The organism is Carboxylicivirga taeanensis (assembly GCF_051851475.1).
Taxonomy (GTDB): Bacteria; Bacteroidota; Bacteroidia; order Bacteroidales; family Marinilabiliaceae; genus Carboxylicivirga; species Carboxylicivirga taeanensis.
In genome coordinates, this window is the sequence record NZ_JBPUSJ010000009.1 from 132,428 (window position 1) to 150,395 (window position 17,968).

Below are 17,968 nucleotides of genomic sequence, written 5' to 3' on the forward strand. Positions count from 1 at the left end.
CACGAAATGGTTCAAAATTACCGTTACGTCCGTGGAGAAAAAAACAAAGCATGCCCATTGCTTAAATAAATCCTCAGGGCGGAGGTAGTTGAAATGAAGAAAATCAAAACTGAATTAGCAGAAGTAAAGGTGTCATATAGCACCAGCATTAAAGCAGCAGATAGAAAGAAAGTGACATGTTCAAATGATGTAGCTGACCTATTCCGTAACTTGTGGAGCATTGATATTGAACTAAAAGAAGCAGTCTATCTATTACTACTCAACCGAGCCAACAAGGTACTTGGTTATCACTTACTATCAATTGGAGGTTTATCGGGTTGTATAATGGACATTCGATTAATATATCAGGTCGGATTGCTCTGCAACGCATCGTCAATCATCATTGCCCATAATCATCCATCAGGAAACACAGAGCCGAGCGAAGTAGATAAAAGGATTACCCAAAAGCTAAAAAGGGCGGGCGAGACCATGGATATTGCTTTGCTTGACCATCTTATCATTACCAATGAATCGTATTATTCGTTTGCAGATGAAGGGATGATTTAACATAGATTTGTATATTCGAATATTCTAACTTAAAATCAAGTCAAAATGAAAAACACACTATTCTTACTGGCTATTATTTGCTCTATCCTGTATTCATGCTCTAAAGACAGCGCAGAAGAACCACAACAAGCTGAAACAACAGTAACAGATGTTGATAATAACACCTATGAAACGGTCATCATTGGTGAGCAGATATGGATGACGGAGAATTTAAAAGCATCTAAGCTTAACGATGGAACTTCCATTCCTTTGGTAGAAATTAGTGAGGACAACATTACCTACCCAGCCTATAGTTTTTACAAAGATGATATCAATTACAAAGATATCTATGGTCCTATGTACAACTGGAAGACTGTTGAAACAGGTAAGTTATGCCCCGACGGCTGGCGAGTACCAACAAAGCAGGATTGGACCATCTTAATAGATTATGTAGGCGGTGATGATGTAGCAAGCAGTAAACTAAGGGAAGTTGGAACATTACATTGGAATAACCCCAATGATGGCGCAACAGATGAATACGGTTTTACTGCGTTACCGGGAGGTTATAATAGTCACGGTGGCTCTAATTACATTGGCGAATGGGCTAAATTTTGGTCATCAACACAACATGAGTCTTATCAGGATGAGTCTTATAGCATTGTCTTCGAAGAAACCCGTATGTTTTATACCGAAAGTGATAAGGAGTTAGCTTACCTTAATGTTCGGTGTATGAAAGACAAGTGATGAATCAATCATTAGTTGAAGTTGAATTTGATAAGAGAAGAAAACAGAGCGAGTACACTGAAGCCATAGTTTGGTGACTTTAACGTACTCGCTTAATTCTTATCATCTATATAATGATTGTTCGTCAAACAGCTTGCCTATCACTAATAAGCCCCCGGCTGAAAGGTGTTGGGAAGTGAAAAAACTGACAAAGAACACCCCACCCCTTTGGAAAGACGCATAAAAAATGGGCATTTCAGACCAAATTTCAGACTAAATCTGCTTACTGACTGTAATACCCACACATTTTCAGTAATTTACTGATTATCTTCACAACCTAATTGGTTCTGAATCTCATATTAGAATCTTTTCACAGAGTAATGACTGATTTTGTAAACTATTAGACATCTATAGTTTCATCAGAATCGTTCACACTCTTCGCCTCATCTTCATCATTAACAACCACTTTGGCTTTATAATCTGGCTTGTTAATATCTCTTGTATCCGAAACATCATTGAATATCGATGAAGGATTTAATATCCTGTGCTTCGTAGTTCCAAACCGCTCAGCAATCCGCTGAATACAACCTTGAACACCATGCTTATCTAATGCATTATTCAATCGATTTAAATCTCTTAAATTAGGTTTGTAATGAGAAATGTCAGCACCGTTTTTGATATTTAAATAATGTACAGAGTAGTAAAGCATATGAGCGTCCGATTCCCACCCATCTTCTGCATCAGCTTCAGCAAACGATTTAAAAACAGAGGCACATTCAGCTATCTCAGGGAAAGAGTCCGGCACATGATTAAATGAGCCGGTAGTACTAGTATTATTAGGTGTATCTGTACTAGGTAGTACCTCGTTTTCGGAAATCTCAAAATCAGGTTTTCGTCCAAATGTAGTTGTAAGTACACTTTTATCTAATTTCTCGTAGATTGAATAATCAGTGCCTCTCTTAAGGTTGCCATGCCTCTTATCTTTTGATATAATATACCCTGCTTCTTCTAGTTTTTCCCAAGCCGCATAGAAACGTGACTTTCCAACTCCGAAGTATTCGTTACTGTTTTTAGCCAAGTAGTTTTTATTGATTACATAGTCACTACTTCTATTCAGTAACCAAACAAGTAAACCTAAGGATGCAATATCCATTCCTGAATTGATTGTTTCTGCATCCATAAGCAAAAAAGGATTCTCAGTACCTCTTAATTCATTTTTCACAGTGTAGTATTGGGTTGTATTGTTGGTTTTCATAACTTCTTAGTCTTGAAATTGGTTTAGTTGTCAATGATTATCTTTCTAATTATGCGCTTCTTAACTCTATTACGGAAAGCTCTGCTACCTATTCCACAGGCAAAGCAAAGCTCTTTCATATTCATATAGTTTTCCCCGTTGTAAAGGTAGTAATGCTTTTGTTTACCTTTGCCTTGAAAAAGAGTCTTAGTAGTTGAATTTTCATTCATCAGAGTAATCCCCCCTATCTAAAGCTTCTCTAAACTCATCAACAACCGCACACAATCTGCGGTCTTCAATTCGTTCTTCCGCCCAGCCTTTTAATACAGCATGAGCCATCACCCAGATAGGAGCATTAAACTCTTCGGCTTGTAAGACAAGCTCATTGTAAATGTCATTTGTAATTGGTACTTCTAATTTCATAGTTGTTGTTAATTTGGTTTGTGATATGGTTACATTAGGGCTTGACACCCCTCCCATCGAAGAGAACTCCTCGGTTACTCTGACGTTTCAGATTTAAAACATTGTAGTTGAGTTTTGCTTTATATCAAATCAAATCAATAAGTAAATTTGTTGTATATTTGCGCATGTAAGATTGAATACTGTGAGCAATCATACACAGCAACCTACACAGTGCAAAATAACACAAACGTAAGTTGCTGGAATTAAATATTTTACAGTCAACAGTTCGCAACCATCCTGTTGTAAAATAAAACTAGGAGACAAAAACCATTTAATGGTAGCAACAGCCGTTGCTGCTATTCTTCTGTTTTATTACACCGTTGATTGCTGCTGTTTAAGTTTATAAACATGAAAAAAGCAGTCGTATTATTATCCGGGGGATTAGATTCTGCGGTGGCCTTATACCTGGCGAAAAGCCAAGGTTTTGAGCTACATCCCATATCGTTTGATTACGGACAACGCCACCATCGCGAGTTAGATGCGGCCAAAGCCATTTCAAAAGCCGTTGGAGTGGCCAACCATCAAATTGTGACTTTAAAGCTCGATAAGTGGGGTGGCTCCTCTCTAACAGACAGCCAGCTAGAGGTGGAAGATGGCAATGTAGACAGAACAGATATCCCCGTTACTTACGTTCCGGCCCGCAATATGGTATTTCTCTCTGTAGCAGCCTCTTTAGCTGAAGCCATTGGTGCCCAAGATATTTTTATCGGCGTGAGCGAAGTGGACTACTCAGGTTATGTTGACTGCCGCCAGGAATTTATCGACAGTATGGAAAAGGCCATCAACATGGGCACTGTTATGGGCGCCGAAAAGAACATGCCCATCAAAATACATGCACCCTTTGTTCATAAAACCAAAGCCGAAGAAATACAACTGGGCGCGCAACTTGGTGTTGACTTCGGTTTGACATGGAGTTGCTACCGGGGCGGAGAAAAACCCTGTGGCACATGCGACAGTTGCCTACTAAGAGCCAAGGCGTTTGCCGAAGCTGGAGTAATAGATACAGCCTTATAAAACCTGAAGCAGAGAAGATAATGGAGAAGTTGGTATTAGCCAAAGAAGGTGTTTTTCCGGTAGTGAAAAATCACAAGGGTGAACAGATGCCGGAGGCACCAAAAACGGAATTACAGATACCCGGCACAATTCAGGGCGAAGGAAAACTGGCAGGCGTGCCCTCACTATTTGTGCGCTTGTCGAGTTGTAATTTACGCTGCATCTGGCAAATGGAAGATGGCAGTTTTTGCCGTTGCGACACAACCTATGCCTCCTTTCATCCCGATGAAATTATTGAGTTAAGTACTGATGAAGTATTTAACTGGATTAAGCACAACCTGGGCCATTTGCGACACGTGGTCATAAGTGGTGGCGAACCATTGCTTCAAAAACGGGCATTGGCACCCCTTTGTCAAAAACTTAAGGAAGAGCTAAAGGTGCATATAACTATTGAGTCGAACGGCACCATTTTCGATGCCAATGTGGCGCAGTGGGTCGACCTGTTTAGCCTCTCGCCTAAACTAAGCAACTCCGTACCAAGCCCTGAAAAATTGGCGGCCTACCAGCTGACGGAGGCTGGCCCCTATAAGTTTCATAACCAGAAACGCAGAAATATTGAAGTGCTGCAATCGTATATTGATTTATGCAACAGCAGTGATAAGGAGCTACAACTAAAATTTGTGGTGGGCAAATCAGATGATTATCTGGAAATTAAATCGGACTACCTGGCAGTATTAACAGACTGGAAAGCTGATGACATCATGCTAATGCCTTTAGGCACCACACAAGAAGAAGTTGGCAAGTCGGTGCCATTGGTATTGAAGATGACTATTGAAAATGGCTGGCGTTTTTGTCCACGTGTGCACATTGATTTGTTTGGAAGCAAATCGGGAGTTTAAAAAGTTACACAAAGCCACTAGTACTTAGTAAAAACCAACATTAGCAAGTAGGATAATGAATGAAGATAAATTTTTAGGCAAGCAGGTCGCTTATCCTCAACAATATGCGCCTGATATGTTAGTGGCGGTGCCCCGTCACTTCAATCGCACTCAATACCAGCTGCACGAAAACAGCTTACCATTTATTGGTTTTGATACCTGGCATGCCTACGAACTGAGTTTCCTAACCAATAAAGGCCTGCCCGTTACAGGCCTGCTAAAAGTGGTTTATCCGGCTACCAATAAAAGCATTGTTGAAAGTAAATCATTTAAACTATACCTCAACTCCTTTAACATGCACCGCTTTGGTGACACAGCAAAAGAGGGGTTGAATGAGGTACTGTTCACCATAAAAAAAGACTTAAGCCAATTGCTCGAAACAGATGTGAAACTTCATTTTTTTAATCATGAAGACGCATCTGCCGGATACGATTTTAAAGACTTCCAACTTTTGGAAGATAGCGTTCCGGCTGATGATATGGAGTTTACCCATTTCAATGAACATCCCGCTTTACTTCAGGCATCGGACCAAAGTGGTGAACTTAAAATAGCTACACACCTGCTACGGAGCAACTGTAAAATAACCAATCAGCCCGATTGGGGCAGTGCCTACATCTACATAAAAGGTCAGCACCTTCCACAACTTAGTAATCTGCTGCAATACATGGTATCCATCCGTAACGAAAACCATTTTCATGAAGAAATCTGCGAGATGATTTATAAGCGTTTATGGGACCAGTTCTCCCCTGATGAATTAGCAGTAACTTGCATTTACACCCGTCGAGGTGGGATTGATATTTGCCCGGTTCGTGTTAGTCATGAACGGCTGCTGCCAACGCATCTGGTGAATGCTTCGGCTTTATCAGACAAGCTGCTCAGACAGTAGTTCCAATCGTAAATAATGCGTAATAAGAAAAGCAGCCAGATGCACTCATAGCACATCTGACTGCTCTTAAAATACCTTCTATTGGCAGTCCACCTCACTGCCTACACATTCTACTCATTGGCTGCAGCGTTGCGCCACCTCCATTCTGTGCTTATCCAATCAATTCGGTTTTTAAATTGGTTGTGAAAGCGGTGTTGTCAGCTATAGGACAACGCTTTTCAATTGCGTGCAAGTAGGCTCTTTTCTCCTCGGTCGTCATATCCGCATCAATCTCTACGAAAGTTCTTATTTCGACAAAACCGGCACGTCCCTCCTCTGTTTTACCCAGCAAGAAATCCTTATCAATATCTCCTTCCAATTGAACGCTAATACCTCTAACTGGCAGACGTTGCTGATTAGCAATTATTCGACCAATTGCACAAATACAGGCCGGTATCGAAGATAAATAAATCTCCATAGGATTAGGTCCTTCATCGGTACCGACCGGTTTTGGTTGATCAACCACAAAGTTATGTGAGCATTGTATTTCAGTGCGAAAGCCTTTGTCCATCTTGGCTCCCACTTTTAATGTTGAAAGTGCCATAATACATTGTATTTTTAAATATTTAGCTGACACAAAGCTACATTTAATTATGAACTTATGTTCATTTCAGGCCCTTTATTATCCCTGACTTTTAACAGCTTTTGGCCCAAGCTCAATCACTTCCATATCTTTAATCTGCTCGCCATCAATTGCGAAACGCAAGGCCGTTCGAACCGCATGAAAACCTGATATACCAGCAGCTCCCGGATTTAAATGCAATAATTCGAGTTGCTTATCGTACATCACTTTCAGTATGTGAGAGTGGCCGCTGATAAACAACTTTGGCGGCCTGCTATAGAGTGTGGCTTTCACCATATTATCATACTTACCAGGATACCCTCCGATATGAGTCATCCACACCTCCACCTCTTCGCACTTAAAACGCTCATGAGCCTTCAGCTCCTGTCTGATAGTTGTTCCGTCGATATTCCCATAGACCGCCCGCACTTTTTTTAGCTTTCGCAGCTCGTCGAGCACCCGAATATCACCAATATCGCCTGCATGCCATATCTCATCCACATCTTTAAATAACTCACTAAATCGCTCATCCAGATACGAATGCGTATCTGACATTAATCCTATTCTGATCATAGTCCTTCTGAAATGTGATAAATCATTGTCAAATCTACCCTATTTTTAATATTTTTAAGCAAGAAGATGAAATAGACTATGCCACTCGAACAACAGTTTTTCAATCGTGATATCAGCTGGCTTTCTTTCAACCACAGGGTACTGGAAGAGGCAAAAGATACAAATTTACCTTTATTTGAAAGGCTAAAGTTTTTGGCAATCTACTCCAACAACCTGGATGAGTTTTATAAAGTGCGTGTTGCCGAATATCGCAATGCAACGCTGCACCCTGAAAGCTATCCGGACATTCCCGATGCCAAAGGAGTGCTGGAGGAAATCAATACCATTGTTGGGCAACACTGGATGGAATACAGCCATGTCTTTAAAGGCCAGATACTGCCATTGATGGAAGAAAAAGGCATTGTGCTGCACCTGGACGGGTACTCCAATAAACCCGAGCACATGCAGTTTATCGATGATTTTTTCAACACGGAACTCATCCCCTACTGTCAGCCTGTTTTGCTCAATAAGGGCACCAAGAGCTTCATGCGGGATAACCGTCTCTACCTGGCTGTTAAACTGTATCGAAAAAAGAAGAAAGACGCAGATAGATACAAAAAACGAAAGGCGCGCTATGCCCTTATTAAAGTGCCCACAAATGATCATCCCCGTTTTATCAAACTGCCTCAGGTTGATAACCAGCACCACTTCATGTTTCTGGATGATGCCTTGAGGTATGGTTTACCAGAATTATTCCCCGGCTATGACGTAGTGGGAAGCTGGGGCGTGAAAATTGCCCGCAACGCCGATTTAGGTATTGAAGATGAATTTTGGGGTGATTTGGTAGAAAAAATAAGAAAGAACCTGGCATTACGCAAAACAGGTACACCAGCTGGATTACACCACGACCGGGCGATCCCTCTGGATGTATTGGATTTTTTAATGAAATCATTTGATATTAAGCCCATAGAACTGGTTGAAACAGGCAGTTACCAAAACCTGCACGACTTCTTTTCCTTTCCCAACCCCTATGCACCAAATCTTGAGTGGCAGGCACCGAAGCCCATTAAGCCATTTGAGCTCGAAGAGGCCGGTTCAATGTTTGAGGCCATCAAACGAAAAGAGCGCGTGTTGCACTACCCTTACCACTCGTTTGACTATGTCATCCAGTTTTTAAGAGAGGCTGCCACCGATGACAAAGTGGATGAGATTAAGGTGACGCAGTACCGTGTTGCCAGTAACTCAGAGGTAGTTGGTGCATTAATTTTTGCGGCCCATAACAAAAAGAAGGTCACCGTTTTTGTGGAGGTGAAAGCCAGGTTTGACGAGGAAAACAACCTGTATTTTGCCCGCCAAATGGAGAAAGCCGGCATCAAGATAATCTACAGTATACCCGGACTGAAAGTACATGCTAAAATGGCCTTAGCCATTCGCCGATCCAATGGCGTACGCAAACGTTCTTTTGCCTACTTAAGTACGGGTAATTTTAATGAGAAAACGGCCAGGCTATATGCCGATCATGGCTTTTTTACGTGTAATGATGCCTACCTCGATGACATGGAAGCCCTCTTTAATTACCTCGAGGACCAAAGTGTGAAACCTAAGCTCAATAAGCTGTTAATAACGCAAATCAACCTGCGCAAGCAGATAATGAAACGCATTAACCGCGAAATTGAACTGGCCAAAAGTGGCAGGGAAGGCTATATCCTTTTGAAGATGAATGGCATTCAGAACAAAAACCTTATCAGTAAGCTTTATGAGGCGAGCCAGGCCGGCGTTAAAATTGATTTAATTGTCAGAGGCATCTGTTGTTTGGTTCCCAATCAACCCTACAGCGCCAACATCCGGGTTTTGCGATTAGTAGACAGCTATCTGGAGCACGCCCGCATTTGGGTATTTGGCAATAACAATGATACCGAAATGTTTTTATCATCGGCCGACTGGCTGAATCGCAATATCAACAGACGCATCGAAACAGCCTTTCCGATTGAACAGCCGGAACTAAAAGCAGAAATACTAACCATGCTGGAAATGCAACTAAGAGACAATGTAAAAGTTAGAAACATCGACGAGCACCTTAATAACGTGCGCGTTGAAAGCAATAAAAAACCATTGAGAGCTCAACAGGCATTTTACCAATATTTACTGCAACTTGATAAGATTGTGCGCAAAAATTCATAAAACAGACATTAACGAACGCAGCCATGAAAACACTGATATTAACCAGACATGCCAAAACGGAGCAACTTGCTTATAACAGTTCCAAAAGCGACTTTGAACGGGCTTTAAAACCCAGAGGTTTTAACGATGCCACCATAGTAGCGAGCGACATGGTGCAACGCCTTATTAAACCCGATTTACTCATTACAAGCACGGCCAAACGAGCAGAACAAACCACAGAAATATTCGCCGCTGCTTTTCACATTGATAAAAGCAGCGTTAAGCACGAACAATTTTTATACGACGGCTACACAACATCAGAACTGCTTAGTTATTTGGCACAATTCCGCGACCAGCATGAATGCATCATGATTGTTGGGCATAACCCGGAAATTGCCATGTCTGCCATCACCTTAACAGACAGCGACTACCTGCACTTTCCTACTACTGGTACCATTGCTATCGCATTTGATGCGATTAACTGGGAAGATATCAATGCACGGGAAGGTAAAATAAAGTGGTTTACCAGTCCGAAACTACTCAAATAAATCACCGTTTCTAAAACCTCCAAATTACAGAGTCTGTAGTTGTCTATCCTAACTTTAGAACCATTGGACTCACAAAACTAACAACCTGTCTGCGCAAAAAAAGGAACAAAACAAATCTTTGGTGCGCCACCTTCCCTTTCTAATATACGTCGACACCCTGCTTTTAAAGTGTCGATGAAACACAGCTGATTGGGCGTTATTTTTATTTTGTCTAAATAAAATATTTGCATATTTTTGCCCATATTACCAGTACTTACAATTGCAATAGCCATAATGAACAAAAAAATGCCGTTCAATGTGAACGGCATTTTTTATTTTTATATCGAATGTCTTCAGAATAACTCACTGAGGCCTTTTCAGCTTAAAACGTATACGTAATACGCCTTCAGCAAATGAAGTTGAGCCCATTATAAACTCTCCTACTTCTCTCGTATTACCTACATGCTCGCCTATGCATGGACACGCATCGTAATCACCTACTCTTACTATTCTAATTTTATCGCCTTCAGGAACATCTGGCAACCTGCTTAAATCAAACCATACAGAAGCTTCTTCACGCGTCACCACCTCCTCTGTAACATCTAACTGCCGCAAGAGTACCTCATTGACTTTTTGGTGTATTGCCTGCTCCTCATCGGCCGTTAAAGACCGCTTAAAATGGTAGTCGCACTTCGATTTCTTACGTTCCAGGTGATTGGAAAAAGAGCGATCACAAGCAAATAGCTGAACCATGGTCTGATTCAGCACATGCTCTGCGGTATGCATTTCTGGATTATAACTCTTCATGATTAAGAAATTACACCAGACCCAATGAGTTCATCACCATCGTACCAGGACGCAAACTGCCCGGCCGTAATACCCCTTTGCGGATCATCAAAAACCAGAAACATGCCATTTTCACGCAGGTGCAATACACCTTTTTGGAGAGGTTGACGGTAGCGGATTCTCAAATTTAATCGCCGCGATTCGCCAACCTGCATGGCCAAATCTTCGCGAACCCAATGAATTTCATCGGGCAAAATACGTAATACCTTTCGAAACAAACCCGGATGCTCTTTACCCATTCCGGCATACACCTGGTTGTATTCCACATTTGTGCCAATAATAAATAACGGCTCGGGAAAACCACCTATATTTAGTCCTTTACGCTGACCAATGGTATAAAAATGAGCGCCATTATGATCGCCGATTTTCTTTCCATATTTAGGATGGAAGGCATAAGCTTGCGATAACTCTTCCAAATCAGAATCAGCAGGATGAGCCCCCTCCGCTTTGCTCCAGTCGCGCTCAAACAGTTCACTCTCTTTATCAATAATAAAAACACGTCCTTTCTTAGGTTCGAGTTTTTGTTGCAGAAAAACGGGCAGGTCTACCTTGCCAACAAAACAGATGCCTTGCGAATCCTTTTTATGCGCTGTAATTAAATTAAGCTCATTGGCAATGCGCCTCACTTCGGGCTTAACAATGTCGCCAATCGGGAACAAAGCTTTGGCCAGTTGAGCCTGGCTTAGCTGACACAGGAAATAGCTCTGATCTTTATTATCATCACTTCCGGCCAGTAATCGATGCACCTCTTTACCGTCAATCTCAACGGTTTCTTTACGGCAGTAGTGTCCGGTCGCCACATAATCAGCACCCAGCTCCAGAGCTTTATCCATAAAGACATCGAACTTAATTTCCCGATTACAAAGCACATCCGGATTTGGAGTACGGCCTTTTTCATATTCAGCAAACATATAATCCACTACCCGCTGACGATAGAAATCGCTTAAGTCCACCGTGTGAAACGGAATTCCCAGTTTCATTGCTACGGCCTTGGCATCAAACTGATCATCGAGCCATGGACAATCGGCCTTTAGCACGCCGGTTGTATCGTGCCAGTTTTTCATAAACAGACCTATCACGTCATACCCTTGTTCCTTCAGGACATAAGCTGCAACACTGGAATCAACACCCCCTGACAGGCCAATTACGACTTTCTTTTTCTGCATCTAATAATCTCCTTTCTTGCAAATTAGCGCACAAAAATACGATTTTTTATTGACTAAGCAGAACCCATTAACTCTATTTAAATAGCACAAAAAAAGCCACTGCATACAAAATACAGCGGCCTTTCTATTTAGTACAAACAAATATTATACGTTGATCATCATTGGCATAAGCAACATCAGTTCATCTTCATCTTCCCCATTTTCAAACGGTAAAAGAATACCGGCTCTCGATGGATCCGAAAGTTCCAGAATGACATCTGTTGAGTTTAAGTTACCTAAAATATCAGCTAAAAACCCTGACTTAAAACCAATCTCCATGTCATCTCCTTCGTACTGGCAGCTTAAACGCTCGTGAGCCGAAATACTGAAATCGATGTCCTGTGCCGACACCACCATCTCGCCTGACGTTAGCTTTAGCTTAACGAGGTTACTGGCTTGGTTGGAAAAAATGGACACGCGCCCTAAGGTATTATGAAACTCATTACGATCAATGATCACTTTATAAGGATTATCCTGCGGAATAACTGCATTGTAACTTGGGTAGTTACCTTCTACCAAGCGACACACCAATTTATAATTTGGCAAGGTGAAAAAGGCATTTTTATCATCAAATTCGATAACCACTTCACCACTTTCTTTTGGCAACACATTTTTTAATAACCCTGCTGGTTTTTTAGGCAGAATGAATGAAGCCGAAAAATCAGTTTTCGCATCTAGCCGCCTGTAACGAACCAGCTTATGAGAGTCAGAAGCCACAAACGTTAAGTTTTCTGGCGACAACTCCACCAAAATGCCATTCATTACCGGACGTAATTCATCATCGGCGGTGGCAAAGAGGGTTTTATTGATACCTGCCTCCAGTAGATCAACAGGCACCTGCAGGTTTGAACTTTTGTCAACATCCAGCTGCGGCAGCTCAGGGAAATCTGCTCCATCCTGCCCAACAATACTGAATTTACCCTTTTCCGTAATGATATTAACCCCGAAAGTATCCATGTTAATATCAAAGTTCAAAGGCTGCTCAGGAAATTTCTTTAATGTTTCCAACAATATGCGTGATGGCAAGGCGATGATTCCTTCTCCATCGGCGTTGTCCAGTTCCAGCGAAGTTACCATAGTAACCTCAAGATCCGATGCCGTTAGTACCAGCTTATTGTCTTTCAGGTCGAATAAAAAGTTATCGAGGATAGGCAATGTGCTTTTATTGCTAATCACACGACTAATAGCTTGCAGGTGCGCTAGTAATTCTGTACTGGAAACAACAAATTTCATATGATTATTCAGTTATTAGTTTTTATCAAATATATCAAAAAAACAGCTAATTAAACGTTTTCACCTGTTCTTTTAGATGAAACGATTCATAAGCTGCAAGATACTAAAAAACAGTGCTTATCAAAATAGTCTTCCAACTAACTTTTCAGTAGTTATTAACAGCCTTTTAAAATAATTTATCTTGCTTCAGCGTGCTAATATCACCTATCTCCCATAACGCCGATGGCGGAAATAAATGAATAAAACACAACACACAATTACGAGTAAAACAGGCACGGCTACGTTTAAAGATTTCCACCAAAGGGTGCCCTCAGCCAGCTTCTGCTTATCCAGCAAACGCAATGTGAGGTGACGACCTCTTAGTTGCATCCACCCCTCATCATCGCACAAATAATTTACCGCGTTGATAATAAAGTCTTTGTTGCCATACACCTGCTCGGAGCCTTCATCGAAGCCCAAGGGTAAAATTTGAGGATTGGCAGACTTAAAGCGCACCTGATTTCTAATAATATCTCCGTCGGCCACTACCATTAGCCGCGTCGCTTTACTTTCGGTTAGTACGCGCTTAACGGCCGATAAGCCTTCAGGCACCTGTCGATTCGTAAAAACCGATGGAAAGACACCTTCCTGAACCAAAGCCACGGTTTGGTAAGGCGCGTTAAACGCCTCCTGGCGGGGTGGTTTATTAATGTCAGCCATCGTAATAAACACGGGAGTTTGATTCACTTTAGTATATTGAGAGGAACGCAATAAAACCTGTCGCTGCAGTTTTAAGCCCACTCCCACCGTATCTATCGTTCCGGTAAAACCGCCTCTTACCAAGTTAATATTGCGCGTGACCGGATGATTTTGTGCTGAGGCCAATAAAGGACTATACAGCCACGGAACAGGCACTAGCTGAGGTGGCCCTTGCGGACGGGCATTCATTAGAATGCGACCGGCTTGAACATCTTCAATAAGCACCGGGTTTACCCTTACTCCATATTTAAAAAGTTGGTCATCCAAATTCACGTCGTTATACAACCCAATGGTTTGAGGAGCCTTTCGCAAGCTATCCAGCGTTACATTCACCGCATCAATCAGGTATAACAAGCGGCCACCCCGCATGAGGTACTGGTCCAGAACAAATTTATCTTTTTCTGAAAATGCTTTGGAAGGTTTGGCAATAATAACCAATTCGTAAGGATCCAGAACCGAAGCATCATTACCGATTTGCCCCCGTTCTACCTGATAGTATTCAGAGAGCGCATCGGTGGCTTCAATTACATCCAGCTCATCCAATTCGCCATGACCTTCTAAAAAAGCAATGCGCGGCTTATCTTCAACAGATAATCGCTTAAAGGCGTTCGTAAACTTGTACTCCAGACTTTCGATAGATATATTGATATTCTCTAATCCGCTGCGTGATGGCAAGTTCTCCAGTAAGTTGACGCCAATAATTCGCTCTTTGTAGTACACCAATGCGTATGGAAACACAAAGGACTGTATCTGACGACCATCTTCTGCTGTTTCAAAAACTGTTTGCGCTTCAAACCCATATTCAGCCAGTTCCTCAAGCAATGCTTTCTTTTCTTTAGCACTTTTTTCATCCGGATTAATGAACTCAAACTGCATACTGCGACCGGCTTCAGCTTTTAGCTCCTCCAGCATTTCTCTGGAGGCATTGGATAAACGACTAAACCCACTGTTTAAAGAGCCTTCGAGGTAAACCTTGACGTATAATTCTGAATCAAGATCCTGCATAAACTGCCGCGTTGTATTAGTGAGCGTATAGCGTTTTTCGGAGGTGAGATCGATGCGAAAAAACACTTGATGACTTAACCAGGCGATTGCAACCATACCGAAAAAAACAATCAGCAATTGAACCGCTTTATTAGAATGATTTAGACTTACACTCATAGGATACTATCAGAATTTATCGCCTTGAAGGCCGTAATGACATTTTGGTGATATACAGAAAGAAAAAAACGAGCGACGACAGATGCACAACATCCCGTGAATCGATTACCCCGCGACTTAAAGAACGGTAATGGCTATCAATACCAATGTAGCTGATGAGTTCGCGATAAGCCCCCAAACCAGGGAGAACAGCCAAAGAATCGAATCCGGAATAGAACATAAAACACAGTAACACCGCCAACACAAAAGCAACTATCTGATTATCGGTGAGTGACGAAGCGAACAGGCCAATCGCAACATAAACAGCTGCCAGAAAAGCAAGGCCAATATAAGATCCCCAGGTTCCTCCCATATCCAGGTTACCAGCAGGGTTGGCCAGGTGATATACGCTATACACAAAGATAAGCGTAGGCAACAAACTAATTAACACAACGGCCAAACCCGCCATAAATTTACCAATGACTATTTGCATAGTCGATATAGGGCGCGTGAGCAGCACATCCAATGTACCCATCTTTTTCTCATCGGCAAACAAGCGCATGCACACGGCCGGTACAAGAAAAAGATAAACCCAAGGTGCCAAATAAAACAAGGAGTCCAGTGTGGCATAACCACCATATAGGATGTTTAAATCATTGGGAATTACCCATAAAAACAAACCGGTGACGAGTAGAAAGACTGAAACAACCAGAGCACCGGTGATAGAACTAAAAAAAGTAACCAATTCTTTTTTAAATAGTGCTAACATCTGTTTAACTTTTATTCAACGGTTTATCTTCCTTTAAGGCTTCGAGCATTAGCTGCGCAGTGCGCGCACTGGAACCGGGACCACCCATCCGTTGATGCAACTCGGCATAATCTGCCAGCATCTGCTGCCGACGTTCCCCATCCTGCAACAACAAACCGAGCTCTTTTTCCAGCTTATCCAATGAAAAATCGCTCTGAAACAATTCAAGAACCGCTTCCTTATCGAGCACCAGATTAACCAATGAAATATAGGGCACTTTGATGAGTATCTTTTTGGCCACAAAATCGGTAAATCCACCGCCCCACATTTTGTAACACACAACCTGTGGACAGTCGAGTAATGCTGTTTCCAGCGTTGCAGTACCTGATGTAACCAAGGCTGCGCGAGCCTGCTGCAGCAGCTGATAGGTCTGCCCAGAAACAACCGCTACGTCTTTGTTTTTAATATAGGGCTGATACTCTTCCACAGAAAAAGAGGGAGCGCCTGCAATTACAAACTGATAATCTGGAAACTTTTCGACCATTTGCAACATATCGGGCAAGTTATAGCTGATTTCCCCCTTTCGACTTCCGGCAAGCAATGCCACCTTTGGCCGACTATCCAACTGGTTGCGTTCTATGAAAGCTTCGAAAGACTCCCCTTTATTGGCCCGGTTATCAATCGCATCCAATACCGGATTCCCACTATACTGTACCTCTACGCCGTGCTCTTCAAAGAACTTGGTCTCAAAAGGCAGAATGGTAAACATCCGATCAACGGTTGCTTTGATCTTTTTAACGCGTTTCTGGTTCCAGGCCCAAATTTTTGGAGAGATATAATAATAAACCAGCACATTGTGTGCATGAGCAAACTTTGCCATCCGCAGGTTAAAGCCGGCATAATCAACAAGTATCAGCACATCGGGCTGGTAGTTTAGCAAATCATCCTGACACAGCTTGAAATTCTTTTTTATCGAGTTCAGGTTCATCAATACATCCCAAAGCCCCATAACAGCGGTGTCCTTGTAATGACGAACAAGGATTCCCCCCTGCTCTTTCATTAAATCGCCTCCCCAATACCTGAAATCGGCATTGGCATCCTGAGCTTTAAAAGCTTTCATCAGGTTAGAAGCATGTAAATCGCCTGAAGCTTCACCCGCAATGATATAATAACGCATACGGTGTTGTGTTTTTTATAATAAAAATCTAAGGACAATCACAAGAATTGCATACAATACTGTGGCTGTAACAATGCCCCGGGCCGCCAGCAATCGCTCTTTATTTATGGCAATAAGGAAGACCACTAAATTTGGCAGCACACTGATGCTTAAAAGCTTGCCAATACTTCCCATTTTAACCATCTGATGCACAAATGGCCAAAACATTAAATCGCCCCGATATAGAAAATAATACAAAGCGAATGACATAACAATGGGCAGTATAAGTCCCACCAGCATCCCGACATACAACTTGTTACACTTACAATTCATAACTTTGCTCCTTCATGTATGATAAAAGGTTAAAGTTGGTAGCATCCAACTGACAGGGAACGATTGATGCATATCCCTTATTGAGCATATACTCATCTGTATCTTTAGCTTCTGGCTCCAAGTTTTCAAAATGACCGGTCAACCAATAATAGTCTCGTCCCCGCGGATCTTGTCGCGAAACAAACTCCTCTACCCAACGACCTTTACTCTGACGCGCTACCCGGGCTCCTTTTACAGGGTTGATGTCGGGAATATTGACATTCAAATACGTTCCTTGAGGGAGCTTGTCAGAAAGCATTGACTTCACAACATGTTCGGCCACTTTCACTGCCTCTGTGAAATCAGCATCATGCTGATAATTCAGCAGGGAAAAGCCAACTGCAGGTATCTGATTAAGGGCGCCCTCTCGCGCTGCTCCAACAGTTCCTGAATAGTGCAGACTAATGCTGGAATTTGTTCCATGATTAATGCCCGAAACTAACAAATCTGGTTTCTTAGTTAGCAACACATTGAGCGCCAACTTAACACAGTCTACCGGCGTCCCATTAACCTTATATAACTTCAGCCCTTCCTTTTCTTTAACCAGCTTGGCATACAATGGGGTTTTAACCGTTATGGCATGCGACATGCCCGAATACGATTCGTTGGGCACCACTACCACCACCTCGGCAATAAGCTTTAACATCTTCACTAGTGCTTCCAGCCCCTTCGCTTTAATTCCATCATCATTGGTCACCAAAATCAATGGTTTTTCCTTCTCTGTTTTCAACATATATAGATTAATTTTAGCCTATCAAAGATAGATATAATCAACAATATCCAATAAACTATGCAGTCTAATTAGTTCGATTCTGCCGGCAATACCACAGAATAACATGCATGAAGCGCGTCTACACTCACCTCACATCCTCAGTAATTTAACTACAACATTCGGCCCAATAGATTATTGGAAAAATACAGACAAAAAC

The 17,968-nt window shown here is 42.0% G+C and carries 18 protein-coding genes; 7 read left to right on the top strand and 11 right to left on the bottom strand.

The genetic code is table 11. The features are described from left to right. Nucleotides 1–93 precede the first annotated feature (93 nt). Together ACSX1H_RS13835 and ACSX1H_RS13840 are read left to right on the top strand one after the other, a co-directional pair. The gene (locus ACSX1H_RS13835; RefSeq protein ID WP_439184766.1) at nucleotides 94–546 is read left to right on the top strand and encodes a JAB domain-containing protein; all 453 of its coding nucleotides are present in this window, start codon (nucleotides 94–96) and stop codon (nucleotides 544–546) included. Nucleotides 547–591: 45 nt separating this feature from the next. Next, entirely contained in the window at nucleotides 592–1,269 is a 678-nt protein-coding gene (locus ACSX1H_RS13840) for a fibrobacter succinogenes major paralogous domain-containing protein (RefSeq protein ID WP_439184767.1), read from the top strand. 379 nt (nucleotides 1,270–1,648) lie between these two features. Here ACSX1H_RS13840 and ACSX1H_RS13845 read toward each other — a convergent pair whose 3' ends face one another. Both ACSX1H_RS13845 and ACSX1H_RS13850 read right to left on the bottom strand, forming a co-directional pair. Continuing rightward, nucleotides 1,649–2,503: a hypothetical protein gene (locus ACSX1H_RS13845; RefSeq protein ID WP_439184768.1), complete on the bottom strand. Its 855-nt coding sequence runs from the start codon at nucleotides 2,501–2,503 to the stop codon at nucleotides 1,649–1,651. Between the two features lie 201 nt (nucleotides 2,504–2,704). Further along, a complete protein-coding gene (locus ACSX1H_RS13850; RefSeq protein WP_439184769.1) occupies nucleotides 2,705–2,905 on the bottom strand; it encodes a hypothetical protein in 201 nt (66 codons plus the stop codon). 387 nt (nucleotides 2,906–3,292) lie between these two features. Here ACSX1H_RS13850 and queC point away from each other — a divergent pair, with 387 nt between their 5' ends. From queC to ACSX1H_RS13865, 3 genes are read left to right on the top strand one after another with little or no spacing between them, the layout of a single operon-like run. Further along, nucleotides 3,293–3,958 (top strand): 7-cyano-7-deazaguanine synthase QueC, encoded by a 666-nt coding sequence (queC, locus tag ACSX1H_RS13855; protein ID WP_439184770.1) that lies wholly within the window; start codon nucleotides 3,293–3,295, stop codon nucleotides 3,956–3,958. Continuing rightward, on the top strand, nucleotides 3,892–4,836 hold the full coding sequence (locus ACSX1H_RS13860; RefSeq protein ID WP_439184772.1) for a 7-carboxy-7-deazaguanine synthase QueE: 945 nt from the start codon (nucleotides 3,892–3,894) through the stop codon (nucleotides 4,834–4,836). Before queC ends, ACSX1H_RS13860 begins: the two co-directional genes overlap by 67 nt. A gap of 55 nt (nucleotides 4,837–4,891) precedes the next feature. Continuing rightward, entirely contained in the window at nucleotides 4,892–5,761 is an 870-nt protein-coding gene (locus ACSX1H_RS13865) for an NADPH-dependent 7-cyano-7-deazaguanine reductase QueF (protein WP_439184774.1), read from the top strand. Between the two features lie 151 nt (nucleotides 5,762–5,912). On the opposite strand, the gene ACSX1H_RS13870 is transcribed toward ACSX1H_RS13865, so the two are convergent. Next, nucleotides 5,913–6,344, bottom strand: a complete 432-nt coding sequence (locus tag ACSX1H_RS13870) for an OsmC family protein (RefSeq protein ID WP_439184775.1) — start codon at nucleotides 6,342–6,344, stop codon at nucleotides 5,913–5,915. A gap of 78 nt (nucleotides 6,345–6,422) precedes the next feature. Beyond that, entirely contained in the window at nucleotides 6,423–6,917 is a 495-nt protein-coding gene (locus tag ACSX1H_RS13875; RefSeq protein ID WP_439184777.1) for a metallophosphoesterase family protein, read from the bottom strand. 96 nt (nucleotides 6,918–7,013) lie between these two features. Here ACSX1H_RS13875 and ppk1 point away from each other — a divergent pair, with 96 nt between their 5' ends. Together ppk1 and ACSX1H_RS13885 are read left to right on the top strand one after the other, a co-directional pair. Then, nucleotides 7,014–9,095: a polyphosphate kinase 1 gene (gene ppk1, locus ACSX1H_RS13880; protein ID WP_439184779.1), complete on the top strand. Its 2,082-nt coding sequence runs from the start codon at nucleotides 7,014–7,016 to the stop codon at nucleotides 9,093–9,095. A gap of 23 nt (nucleotides 9,096–9,118) precedes the next feature. After that, nucleotides 9,119–9,622 carry a SixA phosphatase family protein gene (locus tag ACSX1H_RS13885; RefSeq protein ID WP_439184781.1) on the top strand — a complete coding sequence of 168 codons (504 nt, stop codon included), beginning with the start codon at nucleotides 9,119–9,121 and terminating at the stop codon, nucleotides 9,620–9,622. Between the two features lie 342 nt (nucleotides 9,623–9,964). Here the strand turns inward: ACSX1H_RS13885 and ACSX1H_RS13890 are convergent, their stop codons facing one another. From ACSX1H_RS13890 to surE, 7 genes are all read right to left on the bottom strand, one after another. Further along, nucleotides 9,965–10,408: an alanyl-tRNA editing protein gene (locus tag ACSX1H_RS13890; protein WP_439184782.1), complete on the bottom strand. Its 444-nt coding sequence runs from the start codon at nucleotides 10,406–10,408 to the stop codon at nucleotides 9,965–9,967. Between the two features lie 2 nt (nucleotides 10,409–10,410). Beyond that, nucleotides 10,411–11,613 (bottom strand): tRNA 2-thiouridine(34) synthase MnmA, encoded by a 1,203-nt coding sequence (gene mnmA, locus ACSX1H_RS13895; RefSeq protein WP_439184784.1) that lies wholly within the window; start codon nucleotides 11,611–11,613, stop codon nucleotides 10,411–10,413. A gap of 144 nt (nucleotides 11,614–11,757) precedes the next feature. Beyond that, nucleotides 11,758–12,885, bottom strand: coding sequence for a DNA polymerase III subunit beta (gene dnaN / locus ACSX1H_RS13900; RefSeq protein ID WP_439184786.1), 1,128 nt, complete (start codon nucleotides 12,883–12,885; stop codon nucleotides 11,758–11,760). Nucleotides 12,886–13,089: 204 nt separating this feature from the next. After that, nucleotides 13,090–14,784 (bottom strand): gliding motility-associated ABC transporter substrate-binding protein GldG, encoded by a 1,695-nt coding sequence (gene gldG / locus ACSX1H_RS13905; RefSeq protein WP_439184788.1) that lies wholly within the window; start codon nucleotides 14,782–14,784, stop codon nucleotides 13,090–13,092. 16 nt (nucleotides 14,785–14,800) lie between these two features. Next, nucleotides 14,801–15,532 (bottom strand): gliding motility-associated ABC transporter permease subunit GldF, encoded by a 732-nt coding sequence (gldF, locus tag ACSX1H_RS13910; protein WP_439184790.1) that lies wholly within the window; start codon nucleotides 15,530–15,532, stop codon nucleotides 14,801–14,803. Nucleotides 15,533–15,536: 4 nt separating this feature from the next. Continuing rightward, the gene (gene lpxB / locus ACSX1H_RS13915; protein ID WP_439184792.1) at nucleotides 15,537–16,688 is read right to left on the bottom strand and encodes a lipid-A-disaccharide synthase; all 1,152 of its coding nucleotides are present in this window, start codon (nucleotides 16,686–16,688) and stop codon (nucleotides 15,537–15,539) included. A gap of 301 nt (nucleotides 16,689–16,989) precedes the next feature. Beyond that, nucleotides 16,990–17,772 carry a 5'/3'-nucleotidase SurE gene (gene surE, locus ACSX1H_RS13920; protein WP_439184793.1) on the bottom strand — a complete coding sequence of 261 codons (783 nt, stop codon included), beginning with the start codon at nucleotides 17,770–17,772 and terminating at the stop codon, nucleotides 16,990–16,992. Between the last annotated feature and the right edge of the window lie 196 nt (nucleotides 17,773–17,968).

Coding starts and splice junctions, on each gene's coding strand:
- dnaN (WP_439184786.1), bottom strand. CDS start 12,885: ATGAAATTTGTTGTTTCCAGTACAGAATTACTAGCGCACCTGCAAGCT.
- lpxB (WP_439184792.1), bottom strand. CDS start 16,688: ATGCGTTATTATATCATTGCGGGTGAAGCTTCAGGCGATTTACATGCT.
- ACSX1H_RS13835 (WP_439184766.1), top strand. CDS start 94: ATGAAGAAAATCAAAACTGAATTAGCAGAAGTAAAGGTGTCATATAGC.
- ACSX1H_RS13865 (WP_439184774.1), top strand. CDS start 4,892: ATGAATGAAGATAAATTTTTAGGCAAGCAGGTCGCTTATCCTCAACAA.
- ACSX1H_RS13875 (WP_439184777.1), bottom strand. CDS start 6,917: ATGTCAGATACGCATTCGTATCTGGATGAGCGATTTAGTGAGTTATTT.
- ppk1 (WP_439184779.1), top strand. CDS start 7,014: ATGCCACTCGAACAACAGTTTTTCAATCGTGATATCAGCTGGCTTTCT.
- gldF (WP_439184790.1), bottom strand. CDS start 15,532: ATGTTAGCACTATTTAAAAAAGAATTGGTTACTTTTTTTAGTTCTATC.
- ACSX1H_RS13840 (WP_439184767.1), top strand. CDS start 592: ATGAAAAACACACTATTCTTACTGGCTATTATTTGCTCTATCCTGTAT.
- ACSX1H_RS13860 (WP_439184772.1), top strand. CDS start 3,892: ATGCGACAGTTGCCTACTAAGAGCCAAGGCGTTTGCCGAAGCTGGAGT.
- gldG (WP_439184788.1), bottom strand. CDS start 14,784: ATGAGTGTAAGTCTAAATCATTCTAATAAAGCGGTTCAATTGCTGATT.
- ACSX1H_RS13885 (WP_439184781.1), top strand. CDS start 9,119: ATGAAAACACTGATATTAACCAGACATGCCAAAACGGAGCAACTTGCT.
- queC (WP_439184770.1), top strand. CDS start 3,293: ATGAAAAAAGCAGTCGTATTATTATCCGGGGGATTAGATTCTGCGGTG.
- ACSX1H_RS13845 (WP_439184768.1), bottom strand. CDS start 2,503: ATGAAAACCAACAATACAACCCAATACTACACTGTGAAAAATGAATTA.
- ACSX1H_RS13890 (WP_439184782.1), bottom strand. CDS start 10,408: ATGAAGAGTTATAATCCAGAAATGCATACCGCAGAGCATGTGCTGAAT.
- mnmA (WP_439184784.1), bottom strand. CDS start 11,613: ATGCAGAAAAAGAAAGTCGTAATTGGCCTGTCAGGGGGTGTTGATTCC.
- surE (WP_439184793.1), bottom strand. CDS start 17,772: ATGTTGAAAACAGAGAAGGAAAAACCATTGATTTTGGTGACCAATGAT.
- ACSX1H_RS13850 (WP_439184769.1), bottom strand. CDS start 2,905: ATGAAATTAGAAGTACCAATTACAAATGACATTTACAATGAGCTTGTC.
- ACSX1H_RS13870 (WP_439184775.1), bottom strand. CDS start 6,344: ATGGCACTTTCAACATTAAAAGTGGGAGCCAAGATGGACAAAGGCTTT.